At 39.2% G+C, this 15737-nt stretch carries 15 protein-coding genes; 11 read left to right on the forward strand and 4 right to left on the reverse strand.

Annotated features, from left to right (window positions below):
• On the reverse strand, window positions 1-458 hold a 458-nt coding region (locus QM374_RS02420; protein WP_414310762.1), incomplete at its 3' end, for a helix-turn-helix domain-containing protein.
• Window positions 459-739: 281 nt separating this feature from the next.
• Between QM374_RS02420 and rpsB the strand changes: the two genes are divergently transcribed.
• Both rpsB and tsf read left to right on the forward strand, forming a co-directional pair.
• A complete protein-coding gene (gene rpsB / locus QM374_RS02425; RefSeq protein WP_000268462.1) occupies window positions 740-1522 on the forward strand; it encodes a 30S ribosomal protein S2 in 783 nt (260 codons plus the stop codon).
• A 78-nt stretch (window positions 1523-1600) separates the two neighbouring features.
• A complete protein-coding gene (gene tsf / locus QM374_RS02430; RefSeq protein ID WP_000808094.1) occupies window positions 1601-2641 on the forward strand; it encodes a translation elongation factor Ts in 1041 nt (346 codons plus the stop codon).
• Between the two features lie 122 nt (window positions 2642-2763).
• Here tsf and cysK read toward each other — a convergent pair whose 3' ends face one another.
• The 3 genes from cysK to QM374_RS02445 form a co-directional block, all read right to left on the reverse strand.
• On the reverse strand, window positions 2764-3690 hold the full coding sequence (gene cysK / locus QM374_RS02435; protein WP_414310763.1) for a cysteine synthase A: 927 nt from the start codon (window positions 3688-3690) through the stop codon (window positions 2764-2766).
• A gap of 96 nt (window positions 3691-3786) precedes the next feature.
• The gene (locus QM374_RS02440; RefSeq protein WP_311522908.1) at window positions 3787-4230 is read right to left on the reverse strand and encodes a PH domain-containing protein; all 444 of its coding nucleotides are present in this window, start codon (window positions 4228-4230) and stop codon (window positions 3787-3789) included.
• Between the two features lie 16 nt (window positions 4231-4246).
• Window positions 4247-4882 (reverse strand): YigZ family protein, encoded by a 636-nt coding sequence (locus tag QM374_RS02445; protein WP_311522906.1) that lies wholly within the window; start codon window positions 4880-4882, stop codon window positions 4247-4249.
• 55 nt (window positions 4883-4937) lie between these two features.
• Here QM374_RS02445 and QM374_RS02450 point away from each other — a divergent pair, with 55 nt between their 5' ends.
• The 9 genes from QM374_RS02450 to polA all read left to right on the forward strand — a co-directional run bounded on the left by QM374_RS02450 (window position 4938) and on the right by polA (window position 15685).
• Window positions 4938-6236 carry a DEAD/DEAH box helicase gene (locus QM374_RS02450; RefSeq protein ID WP_414310764.1) on the forward strand — a complete coding sequence of 433 codons (1299 nt, stop codon included), beginning with the start codon at window positions 4938-4940 and terminating at the stop codon, window positions 6234-6236.
• A complete protein-coding gene (locus QM374_RS02455; RefSeq protein ID WP_045762428.1) occupies window positions 6233-6895 on the forward strand; it encodes a ComF family protein in 663 nt (220 codons plus the stop codon). The genes QM374_RS02450 and QM374_RS02455 overlap by 4 nt, the downstream gene beginning before the upstream one ends.
• A 79-nt stretch (window positions 6896-6974) precedes the next feature.
• On the forward strand, window positions 6975-7517 hold the full coding sequence (hpf, locus tag QM374_RS02460; protein WP_045762429.1) for a ribosome hibernation-promoting factor, HPF/YfiA family: 543 nt from the start codon (window positions 6975-6977) through the stop codon (window positions 7515-7517).
• Window positions 7518-7665: 148 nt separating this feature from the next.
• A complete protein-coding gene (locus QM374_RS02465; RefSeq protein WP_414310765.1) occupies window positions 7666-9639 on the forward strand; it encodes a DHH family phosphoesterase in 1974 nt (657 codons plus the stop codon).
• Window positions 9636-10088, forward strand: a complete 453-nt coding sequence (rplI, locus tag QM374_RS02470; protein WP_000864204.1) for a 50S ribosomal protein L9 — start codon at window positions 9636-9638, stop codon at window positions 10086-10088. The genes QM374_RS02465 and rplI overlap by 4 nt, the downstream gene beginning before the upstream one ends.
• 42 nt (window positions 10089-10130) lie before the next feature.
• Window positions 10131-11489, forward strand: a complete 1359-nt coding sequence (dnaB, locus tag QM374_RS02475; RefSeq protein ID WP_000852500.1) for a replicative DNA helicase — start codon at window positions 10131-10133, stop codon at window positions 11487-11489.
• Entirely contained in the window at window positions 11486-11752 is a 267-nt protein-coding gene (locus QM374_RS02480) for a Veg family protein (RefSeq protein ID WP_000128621.1), read from the forward strand. The genes dnaB and QM374_RS02480 overlap by 4 nt, the downstream gene beginning before the upstream one ends.
• A gap of 101 nt (window positions 11753-11853) precedes the next feature.
• A complete protein-coding gene (locus QM374_RS02485) occupies window positions 11854-12987 on the forward strand; it encodes an SH3 domain-containing protein (RefSeq protein ID WP_414310766.1) in 1134 nt (377 codons plus the stop codon).
• Between the two features lie 64 nt (window positions 12988-13051).
• Window positions 13052-15685 (forward strand): DNA polymerase I, encoded by a 2634-nt coding sequence (gene polA, locus QM374_RS02490; protein ID WP_414310767.1) that lies wholly within the window; start codon window positions 13052-13054, stop codon window positions 15683-15685.
• The last annotated feature ends 52 nt before the right edge of the window (window positions 15686-15737 follow it).

Here is a 15737-nt window from a genome sequence, read left to right on the forward strand (position 1 = left end):
CCTTTTCGGATGTGTCTATAGACGGTTGAGGAGCTGACATCAAGGTTATGGGTTTTGAGAATATGATAGATGTGTTGTCCCTTTTTAACACCATCAGAAATGACTTTGTCCATATCCCAGAAGGTCTGAGAGTTGAGAGGAGTGCCTTCATGAGCTTCGACAAGAGTTTGTTCGTACTGCTTTTGAGCTTGTTTAGCGAGGTAGAAGATTTTCTGATAGCCACAGTTTTGTCTTCTTTTAGAGCAGCCATTACAGACAAAGGGAGCTTTATCAAGTAGAGGGCAAGGAAGGTTGTTAGAGGTAGAGTCTCTAACTTGTCTGTTTCGCTTGACTTCTTTAGAAACAGTAGTCGGGTCTTTTAGAATAAGTTGCCCAATAGCTTTGAAGGTTTCACCGCGTTCTAAGCCTAGTTGGATATCGTTACGGTCTGAAAGGGTAAGGTGTTTATGTTTGGTCATAGTAGGCCTCATTTCTACCACAAACGTCTCACACTTAATTCCACCATAAAAATCCGTTTTAGACTAATTTCCACTTTGGTCAGGAAAGTGGAAGTTACTTTGAGAAATTACCTTCATCGAAAAACTAACAAAATTACTTGAAAAAAAGATTCAACTATGGTAGAATGAAACTTGTCGTGTAAACGATAATACTCATTCTTGATGAATTGTGAAACTGTTGCCTTTGGGTCGTTTTGCAAGCTGAAATCAAGAAGAGGAAAAAACAAAAAGGAGAAATACTCATGGCAGTAATTTCAATGAAACAACTTCTTGAGGCTGGTGTACACTTTGGTCACCAAACTCGTCGCTGGAACCCTAAGATGGCTAAGTACATCTTCACTGAGCGTAACGGAATCCACGTTATCGATTTGCAACAAACTGTAAAATACGCTGACCAAGCATACGACTTCATGCGTGATGCTGCAGCTAACGATGCAGTTGTATTGTTTGTTGGTACTAAGAAACAAGCAGCTGATGCAGTTGCTGAAGAAGCAGTACGTTCAGGTCAATACTTCATCAACCACCGTTGGTTGGGTGGAACTCTTACTAACTGGGGAACAATCCAAAAACGTATCGCTCGTTTGAAAGAAATCAAACGTATGGAAGAAGATGGAACTTTTGAAGTTCTTCCTAAGAAAGAAGTTGCACTTCTTAACAAACAACGTGCACGTCTTGAAAAATTCTTGGGTGGTATCGAAGATATGCCTCGTATTCCAGATGTAATGTACGTAGTTGACCCACATAAAGAGCAAATCGCTGTTAAAGAAGCTAAAAAATTGGGAATCCCAGTTGTAGCGATGGTTGACACAAACACAGATCCAGATGATATCGATGTAATCATCCCAGCTAACGATGACGCTATCCGCGCAGTTAAGTTGATTACAGCTAAATTGGCAGACGCTATCATCGAAGGTCGCCAAGGAGAAGATGCTGTTGCAGCAGTTGAAGCAGAATTTGCAGCTTCAGAAGCTCAAGCAGATTCAATCGAAGAAATCGTTGAAGTTGTAGAAGGCGACAACGCTTAATTCATATAAATAGTAATTACCTAGGAGGGCGGGGCTTAGCCCGGCTCTCCTATTTTTAAAAAATATAGGAGAATCAAAATGGCAGAAATTACAGCTAAACTTGTTAAAGAGTTGCGTGAAAAATCTGGTGCTGGTGTTATGGACGCTAAAAAAGCATTGGTTGAAGTTGAAGGCGATATCGAAAAAGCGATCGAATTGCTTCGCGAAAAAGGTATGGCAAAAGCAGCTAAGAAAGCTGACCGTGTTGCTGCAGAAGGTTTGACTGGTGTTTATGTTGACGGTAACGTTGCAGCAGTTGTTGAAGTAAATGCTGAAACTGACTTCGTTGCGAAAAACGCTCAATTTGTTGAGTTGGTAAACGCAACAGCTAAAGCGATCGCAGAAGGAAAACCAGCTAACAACGAAGAAGCTCTTGCTTTGACAATGCCTTCAGGTGAAACTCTTGAAGCAGCTTATGTGTCTGCAACAGCAACTATCGGAGAAAAAATTTCATTCCGTCGCTTTGCTTTGATTGAAAAAACAGATGCACAACACTTCGGAGCATACCAACACAACGGTGGACGTATCGGTGTTATCTCTGTAATCGAAGGTGGAGACGAAGCACTTGCTAAACAAATTTCAATGCACATCGCTGCTATGAAACCAACAGTTCTTTCATACAAAGAATTGGATGAGCAATTTGTTAAAGATGAGTTGGCACAATTGAACCACGTTATCGACCAAGATAACGAAAGCCGTGCTATGGTTGGTAAACCAGCTCTTCCACACTTGAAATATGGATCAAAAGCTCAATTAACTGATGAAGTGATTGCTCAAGCTGAAGCTGATATTAAAGCTGAGTTGGCTGCAGAAGGCAAACCAGAAAAAATCTGGGATAAAATCATCCCAGGTAAAATGGATCGTTTCTTGCTTGACAACACTAAAGTTGACCAAGCATACACACTTCTTGCACAAGTTTACATCATGGATGACAGCAAGACAGTTGAAGCTTACCTTGAATCAGTTAACGCTTCAGTAGTTGAGTTCGCTCGCTTTGAAGTTGGTGAAGGTATCGAAAAAGCTGCAAACGACTTTGAAGCAGAAGTTGCAGCTACAATGGCAGCAGCCTTGAATAACTAATAAAAAAGTAAGGAAGCAAATCTGCTTCCTTTTCTTTTGTTAGAGGGGACTCATAGGAATCCTTTTTTTATTTTAAACGGTAAACAAAAAGCCCTATACAAGGGCTTAGTGTATTTAGGAGACTATACTTCGAATTCATAGAGTGCTGTAGATAGGTAACGTTCTCCGTTATCTGGTGCAAGCGCAAGGACTTTTTTACCTGCTCCAAGTTTTTTAGCGACTTCAATTGCTGCATAGATAGCTGCTGCAGAAGAAATACCGACTAAGAATCCTTCTTTTCCACCGATTTCACGGCCAAGTGCAAGAGCGTTATCTGATGTTACACGAACGATACCATCGTAAGCTTTTGTATCAAGTGTATCTGGAATGAATCCAGCAGAGATACCTTGAATTTTGTGAGGACCTGGCTTTTCACCAGACAAGATAGCTGACTCGTCTGCCTCAACAGCAAAAACTTGAATGTTTGAGTTAGCAGTTTTAAGAGCATGAGAAACACCAGAAATAGTTCCTCCAGTACCAACACCAGCAACAAAGGCGTCTAAACCATCAGCTCCGAAATCAGCTAGAATTTCAGCTCCTGTTGTTCTTTCGTGAACCTCTGGGTTAGATTGGTTATTAAACTGTAATGGTAGGAAACCATCACGCTCAGCAGCAATTTCCTGCGCTTTTGCAATTGCACCTTTCATTCCTTCGCTACCAGGAGTGAGGACTAGTTCAGCTCCATAAGCTTGGATAATTTTACGACGTTCCACGCTCATTGTTTCAGGCATAACGATGACAACTTTGTAACCTTTAGCGGCACCAACCCATGAGAGACCAATACCAGTGTTTCCACTAGTTGCTTCTACAATGGTAGAACCAGGTTTGAGTTTACCCTCTTGTTCTGCTTTTTCAATCATGCTTAGGGCGATACGGTCCTTAACTGACGATCCTGGGTTAAAAGCTTCAAGTTTTACATAAACATCTGCTGCACCTTCTGGTACAATGTTATTTAATTTAACAATCGGTGTTCTACCGATGAGTTCTGTGATATTGTTATAAATTGCCATATTAGCACCTCTTTATATAAGATGCTACTAGTATAACGCTAACTTTAACTTTTGTAAAATATAGAAATCCTATCGGAGTGATAGGATTTTTTTATATCAGTGATTCAAACCATTCATATTCAAACGATTATGATAAGCTAAGTCAAATAGATAGGTGTAAAGAGGTACAATATCAGTTTTCTTTGGAAATTCAAATTTGTGAGAATTAAAATGCTCATTGTGAGATTTTAAAAAGGCATTTTCTAAATAAGTAATCGTAATCTCGCTATCATCAATCCCAAGACCAGCGGTCTCCATCTCAACATTGACAATGTTCATGAGGAAAATTGATTTGATAGACATCTTTCGTCCAGTTGCCCCTTGTTTATCTGTAAAGATGATTCGGATATTTGTAAAGATAATTGAGTCACGAATGAGTTTATATCCGCTTTGAATGTCTTCATTTTCTAATAAATATTGTCCAAACTCTCTGGTAAGAGCTTCTTTACTTTGCTCACTGAAGTTTCCAGCGAGTCCCTGAATTAATCTTCCAAAAGCCATATGATATTTCCTTTCTTTACGATAGGTTTACAGGTACTTCAACTTCACGTAAACCTTTATCAGTTAGAGTAACTTTTCCATTGAAAAATTCAATGAGATCAGCCTTGATATCGTCCTTCATTTCTTTGTCAACGAAAATCATCGTGTCAACCTGATCTGTAAAGTTTGTCTCTAATTCTATGAGATTATGCTCTTTAAGAAAATTACCGTATTCTTGATATTGGGCATAAGACATTTGAATGGAGATGCCAGCTTGCTCTTTGATTTCGACAATCCCAATTTCCTTAACTGCTAGAGCAACGCTACCAGCATAAGCGCGAATCAAACCACCAGCCCCTAGTTTGATACCACCAAAATAACGAGTAACTACAACACAGACATTAGTAAGGTTGTGATTCTCCAGAACTCCTAGCATAGGAACGCCAGCAGTCCCACTAGGTTCTCCATCATCACTAGTTCGCTTGATTTCACTACGCTCACCGACAATAAAAGCAGAGCAGTTGTGGGTAGCTTTATAGTGTTCTTTTTTAATAGTTGTGATAAAATCACGAGCCTCTTCCTCACTATAGACACGTTTGGCATGACAGATAAAGCGTGATTTTTTGATTTCTTCTTGGACTTGTCCGTCCTCTTTTATAGTTTTGTATTCCATATTTTTATTGTACTAAAAAATAGCGTAAAGTTCTACATTTTACGAATAAAGAAATATGAAAGTAAATCCAAATTATCTCGGTCGCCTTTTTACCGAGCAAGAATTAAGTCATGAGGAGAGACAACAAGCAAAACAAATTCCATCCATGAAAAAAGAAAAGGGGCAACTATCTTGTCAGCGTTGTGGTAGTCAGATAGAAGAAGAATGGCATTTGCCTATTGGTGCTTTTTATTGTCGAGAATGCTTGATTATGAAGCGAATAAGAAGTGATCAAAAACTCTATTACTTTCCGCAAGAAAGGTTTCCACAGCAAGATGTACTAAAATGGTCAGGTCAACTGACTCCATTTCAAGAGCGGGTATCACAAGGACTCCTTCAGGCGGTAGATAAGAAGGAGGCCACCTTGGTACATGCAGTGACAGGAGCTGGTAAGACAGAGATGATCTACCAAGTTGTCGCTAAGGTGATTGATCAAGGTGGAGCTGTTTGTTTGGCCAGTCCAAGGATAGATGTTTGCTTAGAGCTACATAAACGACTACAAAATGATTTTTCATGTGAGATTGCACTATTACATGGGGAGTCGGATCCCTATTTTCGTACACCTTTAGTTGTAGCAACCACTCACCAACTATTAAATTTTTATCAAGCTTTTGATTTATTGATTGTGGATGAAGTGGACGCCTTTCCTTATGTTGATAACCCAGTACTTTACCATGCTGTCAACAATTGTGTAAAGGAAAATGGATTGAGAATATTTTTAACAGCAACGTCAACAGATGAGTTAGATAGAAAAGTTAAACAAGGGGAGTTAAAGCGTCTCAGTTTACCTCGTCGCTTTCATGGAAATCCTCTCATTGTTCCCAAGCCAATCTGGTTATCGCATTTTAATAGATATTTAGAAAAAAATGGCTTACCTCCAAAATTAAAACTTTACATTGAGAAACAGAGAAAGACGGCCTATCCCTTACTAATCTTTGCCTCTGAGATTAAAAAGGGAGAAAAGCTAAAAGAAATTTTGCAGGAGAAGTTTCCGAATGAGAAGATAGGATTTGTATCTTCAATCACAGAAGACCGATTAGAGCAGGTACAAGCCTTTCGAGATGGAGAGTTGACGATATTAATAAGCACAACTATATTAGAGCGTGGAGTTACCTTCCCTCGTGTAGATGTTTTTGTGGTGGAAGCCAATCATCAACTCTTTACCAAGTCAAGTTTAGTACAAATTGGTGGGCGAGTTGGAAGAAGCATGGATCGTCCTACTGGAGAATTGATATTTTTCCATGACGGACTCAATCTGTCCATTAAGAAAGCCATAAAGGAGATTAAGCAAATGAATCAGGAGGCAGGAGTATGAAGTGTTTATTGTGTGGTAAAAGGTTGCAAACAGAGATAACCTTTACTAACCTGCTCTGTTTTAAAAAGGAGGAGGAACTAGTCTGTGAATCCTGTATTTCGTCTTTCGAGAGCATTGGTGGTAATCATTGTCCTACTTGTTTTAAAAAAGGAATGTCAATCATCTGTCAAGATTGTCAATTTTGGTGTAAAAAAGGTGTAAAGGTTGATCATGTGGCTCTTTATTCCTATAATCAGGCTATGAAAGAATATTTTAGTCGCTATAAATTTGATGGTGATTATCTTCTTAGAAAGGTATTTTCTGAGATATTGCAAAAAGAGTTAAAGAAGTATAAGGACTATCAGATTGTGATTGTTCCTCTGAGTGACCATCGTTTAAAAAGCAGAGGCTTTAATCAAGTTGAAGGTTTGATAAAGGATACTGGGTTAGCATATCTGGATATTTTGGTTAAAAAAGAAGTGGAGGCTAGTTCTTCAAAAAATCGATCGGATCGCTTACTTGCAGAATTTCCCTTTTTGCTGAAAGATGGCGTGAAGCTTCCAGAAAATATCTTACTATTTGATGATATTTATACGACTGGTACCACGCTGAATCGTCTTAAAAGTATGCTATTAGAGGCTGGTTGTCAGAATATTAAAACTTTTTCCCTCGCAAGATGAGGAAAAAGTTTGCAAAAAAAATATGAAAGCGTTATAATATAATTAGAAAAACAAATATGTTTAGAAAGAAGGTACTTATATGATTAAATATAGTATCCGTGGTGAAAACCTAGAAGTAACAGAAGCAATTCGTGATTATGTAGTTTCTAAACTCGAAAAGATCGAAAAATACTTCCAAGCAGACCAAGAATTGGATGCGCGTGTTAACTTGAAAGTTTACCGCGAAAAGACTGCTAAAGTAGAAGTAACCATTCCGCTTGGATCTATTACTCTTCGTGCAGAAGATATTTCTCAAGATATGTACGGTTCTATTGATTTGGTGACAGATAAGATTGAGCGTCAGATTCGTAAAAACAAAACTAAAATTGAACGTAAGAACAGAAATAAAGTATCAACAAGTCAACTCTTTACAGATGCTTTAGTTGAGGACTTAGATGTAGCACAACCAAAAGTTGTTCGTTCAAAACAAATTGATTTGAAACCAATGGATTTGGAAGAAGCTATCTTACAGATGGATTTATTGGGGCATGACTTCTTTATCTATGTAGATGTTGAAGATGAAACAACAAATGTTATTTATCGTCGTGAAGATGGAGACATTGGTCTTCTAGAAGTTAAATAATCAAAAAAATTAGTTTGTAAAAGTGGTTTACACTAGTGTAAACCACTTTTTATTTTGGATGTTTTACTATTATTTGAAAATAGTGTTTCCTCTTTAAAAGTCGCATTTTGGCTACATTTATGGTATAATAATGCGCAAGAGGTTTGTAATGAAAAAAAATGAAATAAATCCCTTTTTTATGTATCTGATTGCTATGGTAACCTTTACGATTATGACCATTTTGATTGTGTCAGTAAAGGATAATCTTATCACTATAGCAAGTCTATTTTTATTTATCGTATTCTATGTTCTGCTATTTAATTTCCAGAAAAAATATTACAAAAAAACAGATATCGAGCAAATCCAGTATGTCAATCATCAGGCTACGGATAGTTTGAGTGCTCTGTTGGAGCAAATGCCTGTCGGGGTTGTTAAATTAAATATGGACAGCAGTGAGATTGAATGGTTCAATCCCTATGCGGAATTAATTTTGACAACTGAGGATGGAGAAATTGATTTTCCTCAATTTCAAAAGATTTTAAAGAGTTCGATTTCTTCCCCAGGGTCTTATGCCATTGTTGGGGAGAAACGTTATGCAGTGCATTTAGATAGAAATTCAGGTGTCTTATACTTTTTTGATGTTTCTGGTGAGTATGAGGCGACTGCTGAATTGGTAACAAGTCGTCCTGTAATTGGAGTTATTTCAGTTGATAACTATGATGATTTGGAAAATGAAACGTCTGAATCAGACATTAGTCATATCAATAGTTTTGTTGCAAATTTTGTTTCCGAATTTGCTGGGAAATATGCCATGTTTTCTCGTAGAGTAAGTATGGATCGTTTTTATCTATTTACGGATTACACTGTGCTTAATCACTTGATGCAGGATAAATTTTCTGTGATTGATACCTTTCGTGAAGAAGCCAAGCAACGGAATTTACCACTAACGATGAGTATGGGAGTTTCCTATGGTGATGGGAATCATGATCAGATTGGGAAGGTGGCTCTTCTTAATCTCAACTTAGCTGAAGTTCGTGGTGGTGACCAAGTTGTCGTAAAAGAGAATGATGAAACCAAAAATCCAATCTACTTTGGAGGAGGTTCAGCTGCATCTGTTAAACGTACTCGGACACGAACTCGTGCCATGATGACAGCTATTTCAGATAAACTTAAAAGTGTCGATCGAGTTTTTGTTGTTGGTCACAAGAATCTTGACATGGATGCTCTTGGTTCAGCAGTTGGAATGCAGTTGTTTTCGAGTAATGTACTAGAAGATAGTTATGTGGTTTATGATCCTACACAGCTGTCTCCAGATATCGCTCGAGCGATCAATTATTTGGAAGATGAGGGTGTTTCAAAACTTCTTCCTTTAAATCAAGCGATGACAATGGTTACCAAACGCTCCTTACTGGTGATGGTTGACCATTCTAAGACAGCTTTAACATTATCCAAAGAGTTTTATGACTTGTTTACACAGACAATCGTCATTGACCATCACCGTCGGGACCAAGATTTTCCAGATAATGCAGTCATTACTTATATAGAAAGTGGAGCTAGCAGTGCCAGTGAGCTGGTGACGGAGTTGATTCAATTTCAAAATTCTAAGAAAATACGTTTGAGTCGTATCCAGGCTAGTATTCTTATGGGTGGAATGATGTTGGATACAAAGAATTTCACCTCTCGCGTAACAAGTCGTACCTTTGATGTAGCAAGCTATCTCAGAACAAGAGGGAGTGATAGCATTGTCATTCAGGAAATTTCGGCCACGGATTTTGAAGAATATCGATTAGTAAATGAGTTAATTTTACAAGGGCAGATGGTACAACCATCAATTCTGGTTGCTCAAGCTTTGGAGGATAAAGAGTACGATACGGTTGTTATTAGTAAAGCTGCTGATGCTATGCTTGCCATGTCTGGTATAGAGGCCAGCTTTGTACTTGCTAAGAATAGTCAAGGAGCAATCTCCATTTCTGCACGAAGCAGAAGTAAGATCAATGTCCAGCGAATTATGGAAATGTTAGGTGGCGGTGGTCACTTTAACTTAGCTGCGGCGCGGTTGACAGATATGAGCCTGCAAGAAGCAGGAGATAAACTAAAAACAGTTATTTTTAATGAAACAAAAGAAAAGGAGTCAGAAGAATGAAAGTAATCTTTTTAGCAGATGTTAAAGGTAAAGGAAAAAAAGGTGAAATTAAAGAAGTGCCAACTGGATATGCACAAAACTTTTTAATTAAGAAAAACCTTGCTAAGGAAGCGACAGCTCAAGCTATTGGTGAGTTGCGTGGTAAACAAAAATCAGAAGAAAAAGCACATGCAGAGATGCTTGCAGAAGCTAAGGAAATTAAAGCAAAACTGGAAGCAGAAGAAACAATCGTTGAGTTTGTCGAAAAGGTTGGTCCAGATGGTCGTACATTTGGATCTATTACCAACAAGAAAATTGCTGAAGAATTGCAAAAACAATTTGGTATTAAAATTGATAAACGCCATATTCAAGTTCAATCACCAATTCGAGCAGTTGGTTTGATTGATGTTCCGGTGAAGATTTATCAGGATGTGACAAGTGTAATCAATCTCCGTGTCAAGGAAGCATAATTTACGATTGGTTGACAATTTTGTAAAAGGAAGGAAAGTCTGATGGCAGAAGTTGAAGAACTACGTGTTCAGCCTCAAGATATCCTAGCAGAGCAATCTGTCTTGGGAGCTATTTTTATTGATGAGACTAAACTCGTTTTTGTCCGGGAATATATCGATTCACAGGACTTCTTTAAGTATGCTCACCGTTTGATTTTTCAAGCTATGGTTGATTTGTCTGATCGTGGAGATGCTATTGATGCAACCACAGTTCGGACGATACTAGATAGCCAGGGTGATTTACAAACTATTGGAGGCTTGTCTTATCTGGTTGAGATTGTCAATTCGGTGCCAACCTCTGCCAATGCGGAATACTATGCTAAAATTGTAGCAGAAAAGGCTATGCTTAGACGTCTGATTGCTAAGTTGACAGAGTCTGTAAACCTAGCCTATGAAGCTTCTCAACCTGCTGACGAAATTATTGCTCGTGCAGAAAAAGGCTTGATTGATGTTAGTGAGAATGCCAATCGAAATGGCTTTAAAAATATTCGCGATGTATTGAATATCAACTTTGGGAATTTAGAAGCTCGTTCGCAACAGACTTCAGATATCACGGGTATTGCGACAGGTTATCGAGATTTAGATCACATGACGACAGGTCTGCATGAGGAAGAATTGATTATTTTGGCAGCTCGTCCTGCGGTTGGTAAGACAGCCTTTGCTTTGAATATTGCGCAAAATATCGGAACCAAACTAGACAAGACAGTTGCTATTTTCTCTCTGGAAATGGGTGCTGAAAGTTTGGTCGATCGTATGCTGGCTGCGGAAGGCTTGGTAGAGTCGCATTCTATTCGTACAGGTCAATTGACCGAGGAAGAATGGCGTAAGTATACGATTGCTCAGGGTAATCTGGCTAATGCAAGTATCTACATCGATGATACACCAGGGATTCGGATCACAGAAATTCGCTCTCGTTCCCGTAAACTGGCTCAAGAAACAGGTAATCTAGGCTTGATATTGATTGACTATCTTCAGCTGATCACAGGGACTGGTCGAGAAAATCGTCAACAAGAAGTATCTGAGATTTCCCGTCAGTTGAAAATCTTAGCAAAAGAACTCAAAGTTCCAGTTATAGCTCTTAGTCAGCTTTCTCGTGGTGTAGAGCAACGCCAAGATAAGAGACCAGTTTTGTCTGATATTCGTGAATCTGGATCTATTGAGCAGGATGCTGATATCGTAGCCTTTCTCTATCGTGATGACTATTATGAGCGCGGTGGTGAAGAGGAGGAAGGCATTCCAAATAATAAAGTAGAAGTGATTATCGAGAAAAACCGTAGCGGTGCTCGCGGAACGGTAGAATTGATTTTCCAAAAAGAATATAATAAATTTTCAAGTATTTCTAAGATGGAGGAACCAAGATGACAGACGCATTTACAGATGTGGCTAAAATGAAAAAAATTAAAGAAGAGATTAAGGCGCATGAGGGACAAGTGGTGGAAATGACCTTAGAAAATGGTCGTAAACGCCAAAAAAATCGTTTAGGAAAACTAATTGAGGTTTATCCATCGCTCTTCATCGTTGAGTTTGGAAATGTTGAAGGAGACAAACAGGCTAATGTTTATGTTGAATCTTTCACCTATTCAGATATTTTAACAGAAAAGAACTTAATTCATTATTTGGATTAAGGCTAATCATGAAAGTGAGAAGATTTCTCACTTTTTTCTTTTTCTTTCGAATGATATAGATGAGGTCAACCTCAAAAATCTAATTATTTGAAGGAGAATGAATGACATTTACTAAAGCAGGACATAAAAAGGGAACTTTTCTCAGAAAGACAGCTGTAGGATCAGCTTCACTATTACTAGCAGGAGCTTTTTTATTTGGTGGAGGAACTGTTCATGCCAACCAGGCAAACAATGGATCACTGGCACGAGGAGACGATTATCCCTATTATTATAAAAATGGAAGTCAAAAAATTGATAAGTGGCGCATGTACTCAGGACAGTGTACCTCTTTTGCTGCTTTTCGTTTAAGTAGTGTCAATGGTTTTGAGCTACCAGCTGCTTATGGGAATGCCAATCAATGGGGTTATCGAGCCCAAAAAGAAGGCTATCGTGTGGACCAGCAACCAGCAATTGGTGCGATTGCTTGGAGTACAAAAGGGCAATATGGTCACGTAGCTTGGGTATCTAACGTGATTGGAGACATGATTGAAATTGAGGAGTACAATTACGATTATACAGAAACGTATCATCGTAGAATTGTAAAGGCGAGTTCTATGACTGGTTTTATTCATTTTAAAGATGTTGGGAATGCTAGTGTAGGGCCTCATCAGTCTCTACTAGCTTTCAGTGGAACTCATCACTTCACAGAAAAATCAGCTATTATGGATCAGCCGACACTGACAGCTACTGTCATTGATTACTACGAAGCTGGAATGAGTGTTCATTATGATCAAACCTTTGAAAAAGAAGGATATAAATGGATTAGTTATATTTCACGAAGTGGAAACAGACGCTATATCCCCTTAACTAAAACAAGTAGTTCTAAAAATGGTTGGGAAAAAGAGGGAACAAGTTGGTACTACTATGACAATGGTCAAAAAGCAGTCGGTTGGAAGAAGATTAATGGGAACTGGTATCATTTGCAAGCTGATGGTAGAATGACGACAGGCTGGTTAAAAGAAGGTTCGAATTGGTATTACTTGAAGTCATCTGGTGAAATGCAGACAGGTTGGTTAAAGGATAAGGGCATTTGGTATTATCTGGAAAGTTCTGGAGCTATGAAAACCAGTCAGTGGTTCCAGGTTTCAGGAAAACATTATTATGTAAATGCATCTGGAGAATTGGCAGTAAATACGACTATCGATGGATTTCAAGTTGATGCTGATGGAGTTCGAGTAGAAAAACCAGCCTCATAAGTGTTATTCAGCATTTGGGCTCTTCCTAATGGTATTTTTCCCTGCTTTCCTTTATAATGGGTGTATGGACAAGAAAAAATTATTACTAATTGACGGTTCTTCAGTTGCTTTCCGAGCATTTTTTGCACTTTACCAGCAACTGGATCGTTTTAAAAATGACAATGGACTACATACCAATGCAATCTACGGTTTTCACCTGATGCTAAATCACCTGTTGGAACGTGTCCAACCGAGTCATATCTTGGTTGCTTTTGATGCGGGGAAAACGACTTTCCGTACAGAGATGTATGCAGACTACAAGGGTGGTCGTGCCAAGACTCCAGATGAGTTTCGCGAGCAATTCCCTTTTATTCGTGAGTTGCTAGATCATCTTGGGATTCGTCATTATGAGTTAGCCCAGTATGAGGCGGATGATATCATTGGTACCTTGGGTCGTTTGGCTGAAAAGGATTCATTTGATGTAACTATCGTCAGTGGAGACAAGGACTTGATCCAGTTGACAGATGAACATACAGTGGTTGAGATTTCTAAGAAAGGTGTAGCTGAGTTTGAGGCATTTACACCAGAATATCTCATGGAAAAGATGGGAATCACACCTGCTCAGTTTATTGATCTTAAAGCCCTCATGGGAGATAAGTCAGATAATATCCCTGGTGTAACTAAGATTGGTGAAAAGACGGGTATCAAGCTCTTGTTAGAACATGGATCGCTCGAAGGTATTTATGAAAATATCGATGGGATGAAGGCTTCTAAGATGAAGGAAAATCTCATTAACGACAAGGAACAAGCTTTCCTATCTAAAACACTGGCTACCATCGACACGAAAGCACCGATTGAGATTGGACTGGATGATTTGGTTTATAGCGGTCCAGATGTGGAAAATCTTGGGAAATTCTACGATGAGATGGGCTTTAAACAGCTCAAGCAAGCCTTGAATACTTCTCAGACTAACCAAGCTGAGACTTTGAATTTCACTATGGTGAATAAAGTGAGTCAAGATATGCTGAGTGAAGACTCCATCTTCCACTTTGAACTCTTTGGAGAAAACTACCATACAGATGACTTGATTGGCTTTGCCTGGTCTTGCGGAGACAAACTCTATGCTACAGATAAGCTGGAACTTCTGCAGGAGCCGATTCTTAAGGATTTTCTAGAAAAAACACCTCTGAAAGTATACGACTTTAAGAAAGCAAAAGTCCTCTTAAATCGCTTTGGTTTGGACTTGCAGGCTCCTGCTTTTGACAGTCGTTTGGCCAAATACCTTCTCTCTACTGTCGAGAATAATGAAATTTCAACCATTGCTAGTCTCTATGGCCAAACTTACCTAGCCGATGATGAAACCTTCTATGGTAAGGGCGTTAAGAAAGCTATTCCAGAGCGAGAAAAATTCTTGGAGCACTTGGCTCGTAAGGTTGCTGTATTAGTTGAGACGGAGCCTGTCTTACTTGAAAAATTAAGCGAAAACGGACAATTGGACCTCCTTTATGACATGGAGCAACCTCTAGCCTTTGTCCTTGCTAAGATGGAAATCGCTGGGATTAAGGTCAAAAAAGAAACACTTCTTGAGATGCAAGCTGAAAATGAGCTTGTCATTGAAAAGCTGACGCAAGAGATTTATGAGCTGGCTGGTGAAGAGTTTAATATCAATTCACCTAAGCAATTGGGCGTCCTTCTTTTTGAAAAACTAGGTCTCCCTCTAGAATACACCAAGAAAACCAAGACAGGGTACTCGACAGCCGTGGATGTCTTGGAACGTCTAGCTCCTATTGCACCAATCGTCAAGAAAATTCTCGATTACCGTCAGATTGCTAAGATTCAATCCACTTATGTGGTTGGTTTGCAGGACTGGATTTTAGCTGATGGCAAGATTCACACGCGCTATGTGCAAGATTTGACTCAGACAGGTCGTCTGTCTAGTGTGGATCCAAACTTGCAAAATATTCCTGTGCGTTTGGAGCAAGGTCGTCTCATTCGTAAGGCTTTCGTGCCAGAGTGGGAGGACAGTGTCCTTCTCAGCTCGGACTACTCACAGATTGAGTTGCGAGTTTTAGCCCATATCTCTAAAGATGAGCACTTAATTAAGGCCTTTCAAGAGGGAGCTGACATCCATACCTCAACAGCTATGCGGGTCTTTGGAATTGAACGACCTGAGGATGTAACTCCAAACGACCGTCGCAATGCCAAGGCTGTGAACTTTGGAGTGGTCTACGGAATTTCAGACTTTGGTTTATCGAATAATCTGGGCATCAGTCGTAAAGAGGCTAAAGCCTACATTGATACCTACTTTGAACGCTTCCCAGGTATTAAAAACTACATGGATGAAGTGGTGCGTGAAGCGCGTGATAAGGGTTATGTAGAGACTCTCTTCAAACGTCGTCGTGAGTTGCCAGATATCAATTCGCGCAACTTTAACATTCGTGGTTTTGCGGAACGTACAGCCATCAACTCACCTATCCAAGGATCGGCTGCAGATATTCTCAAAATTGCAATGATACAGCTGGATAAAGCATTGGTTGCCGGTGGTTATCAGACTAAGATGCTTCTACAAGTACACGATGAAATCGTTCTTGAAGTGCCTAAGTCAGAATTAGCTGCCATCAAAAAACTCGTCAAGCAAACCATGGAAGAAGCTATTCAACTCAGTGTGCCCCTCATTGCTGATGAAAATGAAGGCGCAACTTGGTATGAGGCCAAGTAGAAAATAGACTATTAAACAAAAAGAAATCCCCTTAAACGTTACTGTTCAAGGG

The sequence above is a fragment of the Streptococcus infantis genome (assembly GCF_047465525.1).
GTDB classification, from domain to species: domain Bacteria; phylum Bacillota; class Bacilli; order Lactobacillales; family Streptococcaceae; genus Streptococcus; species Streptococcus infantis_R.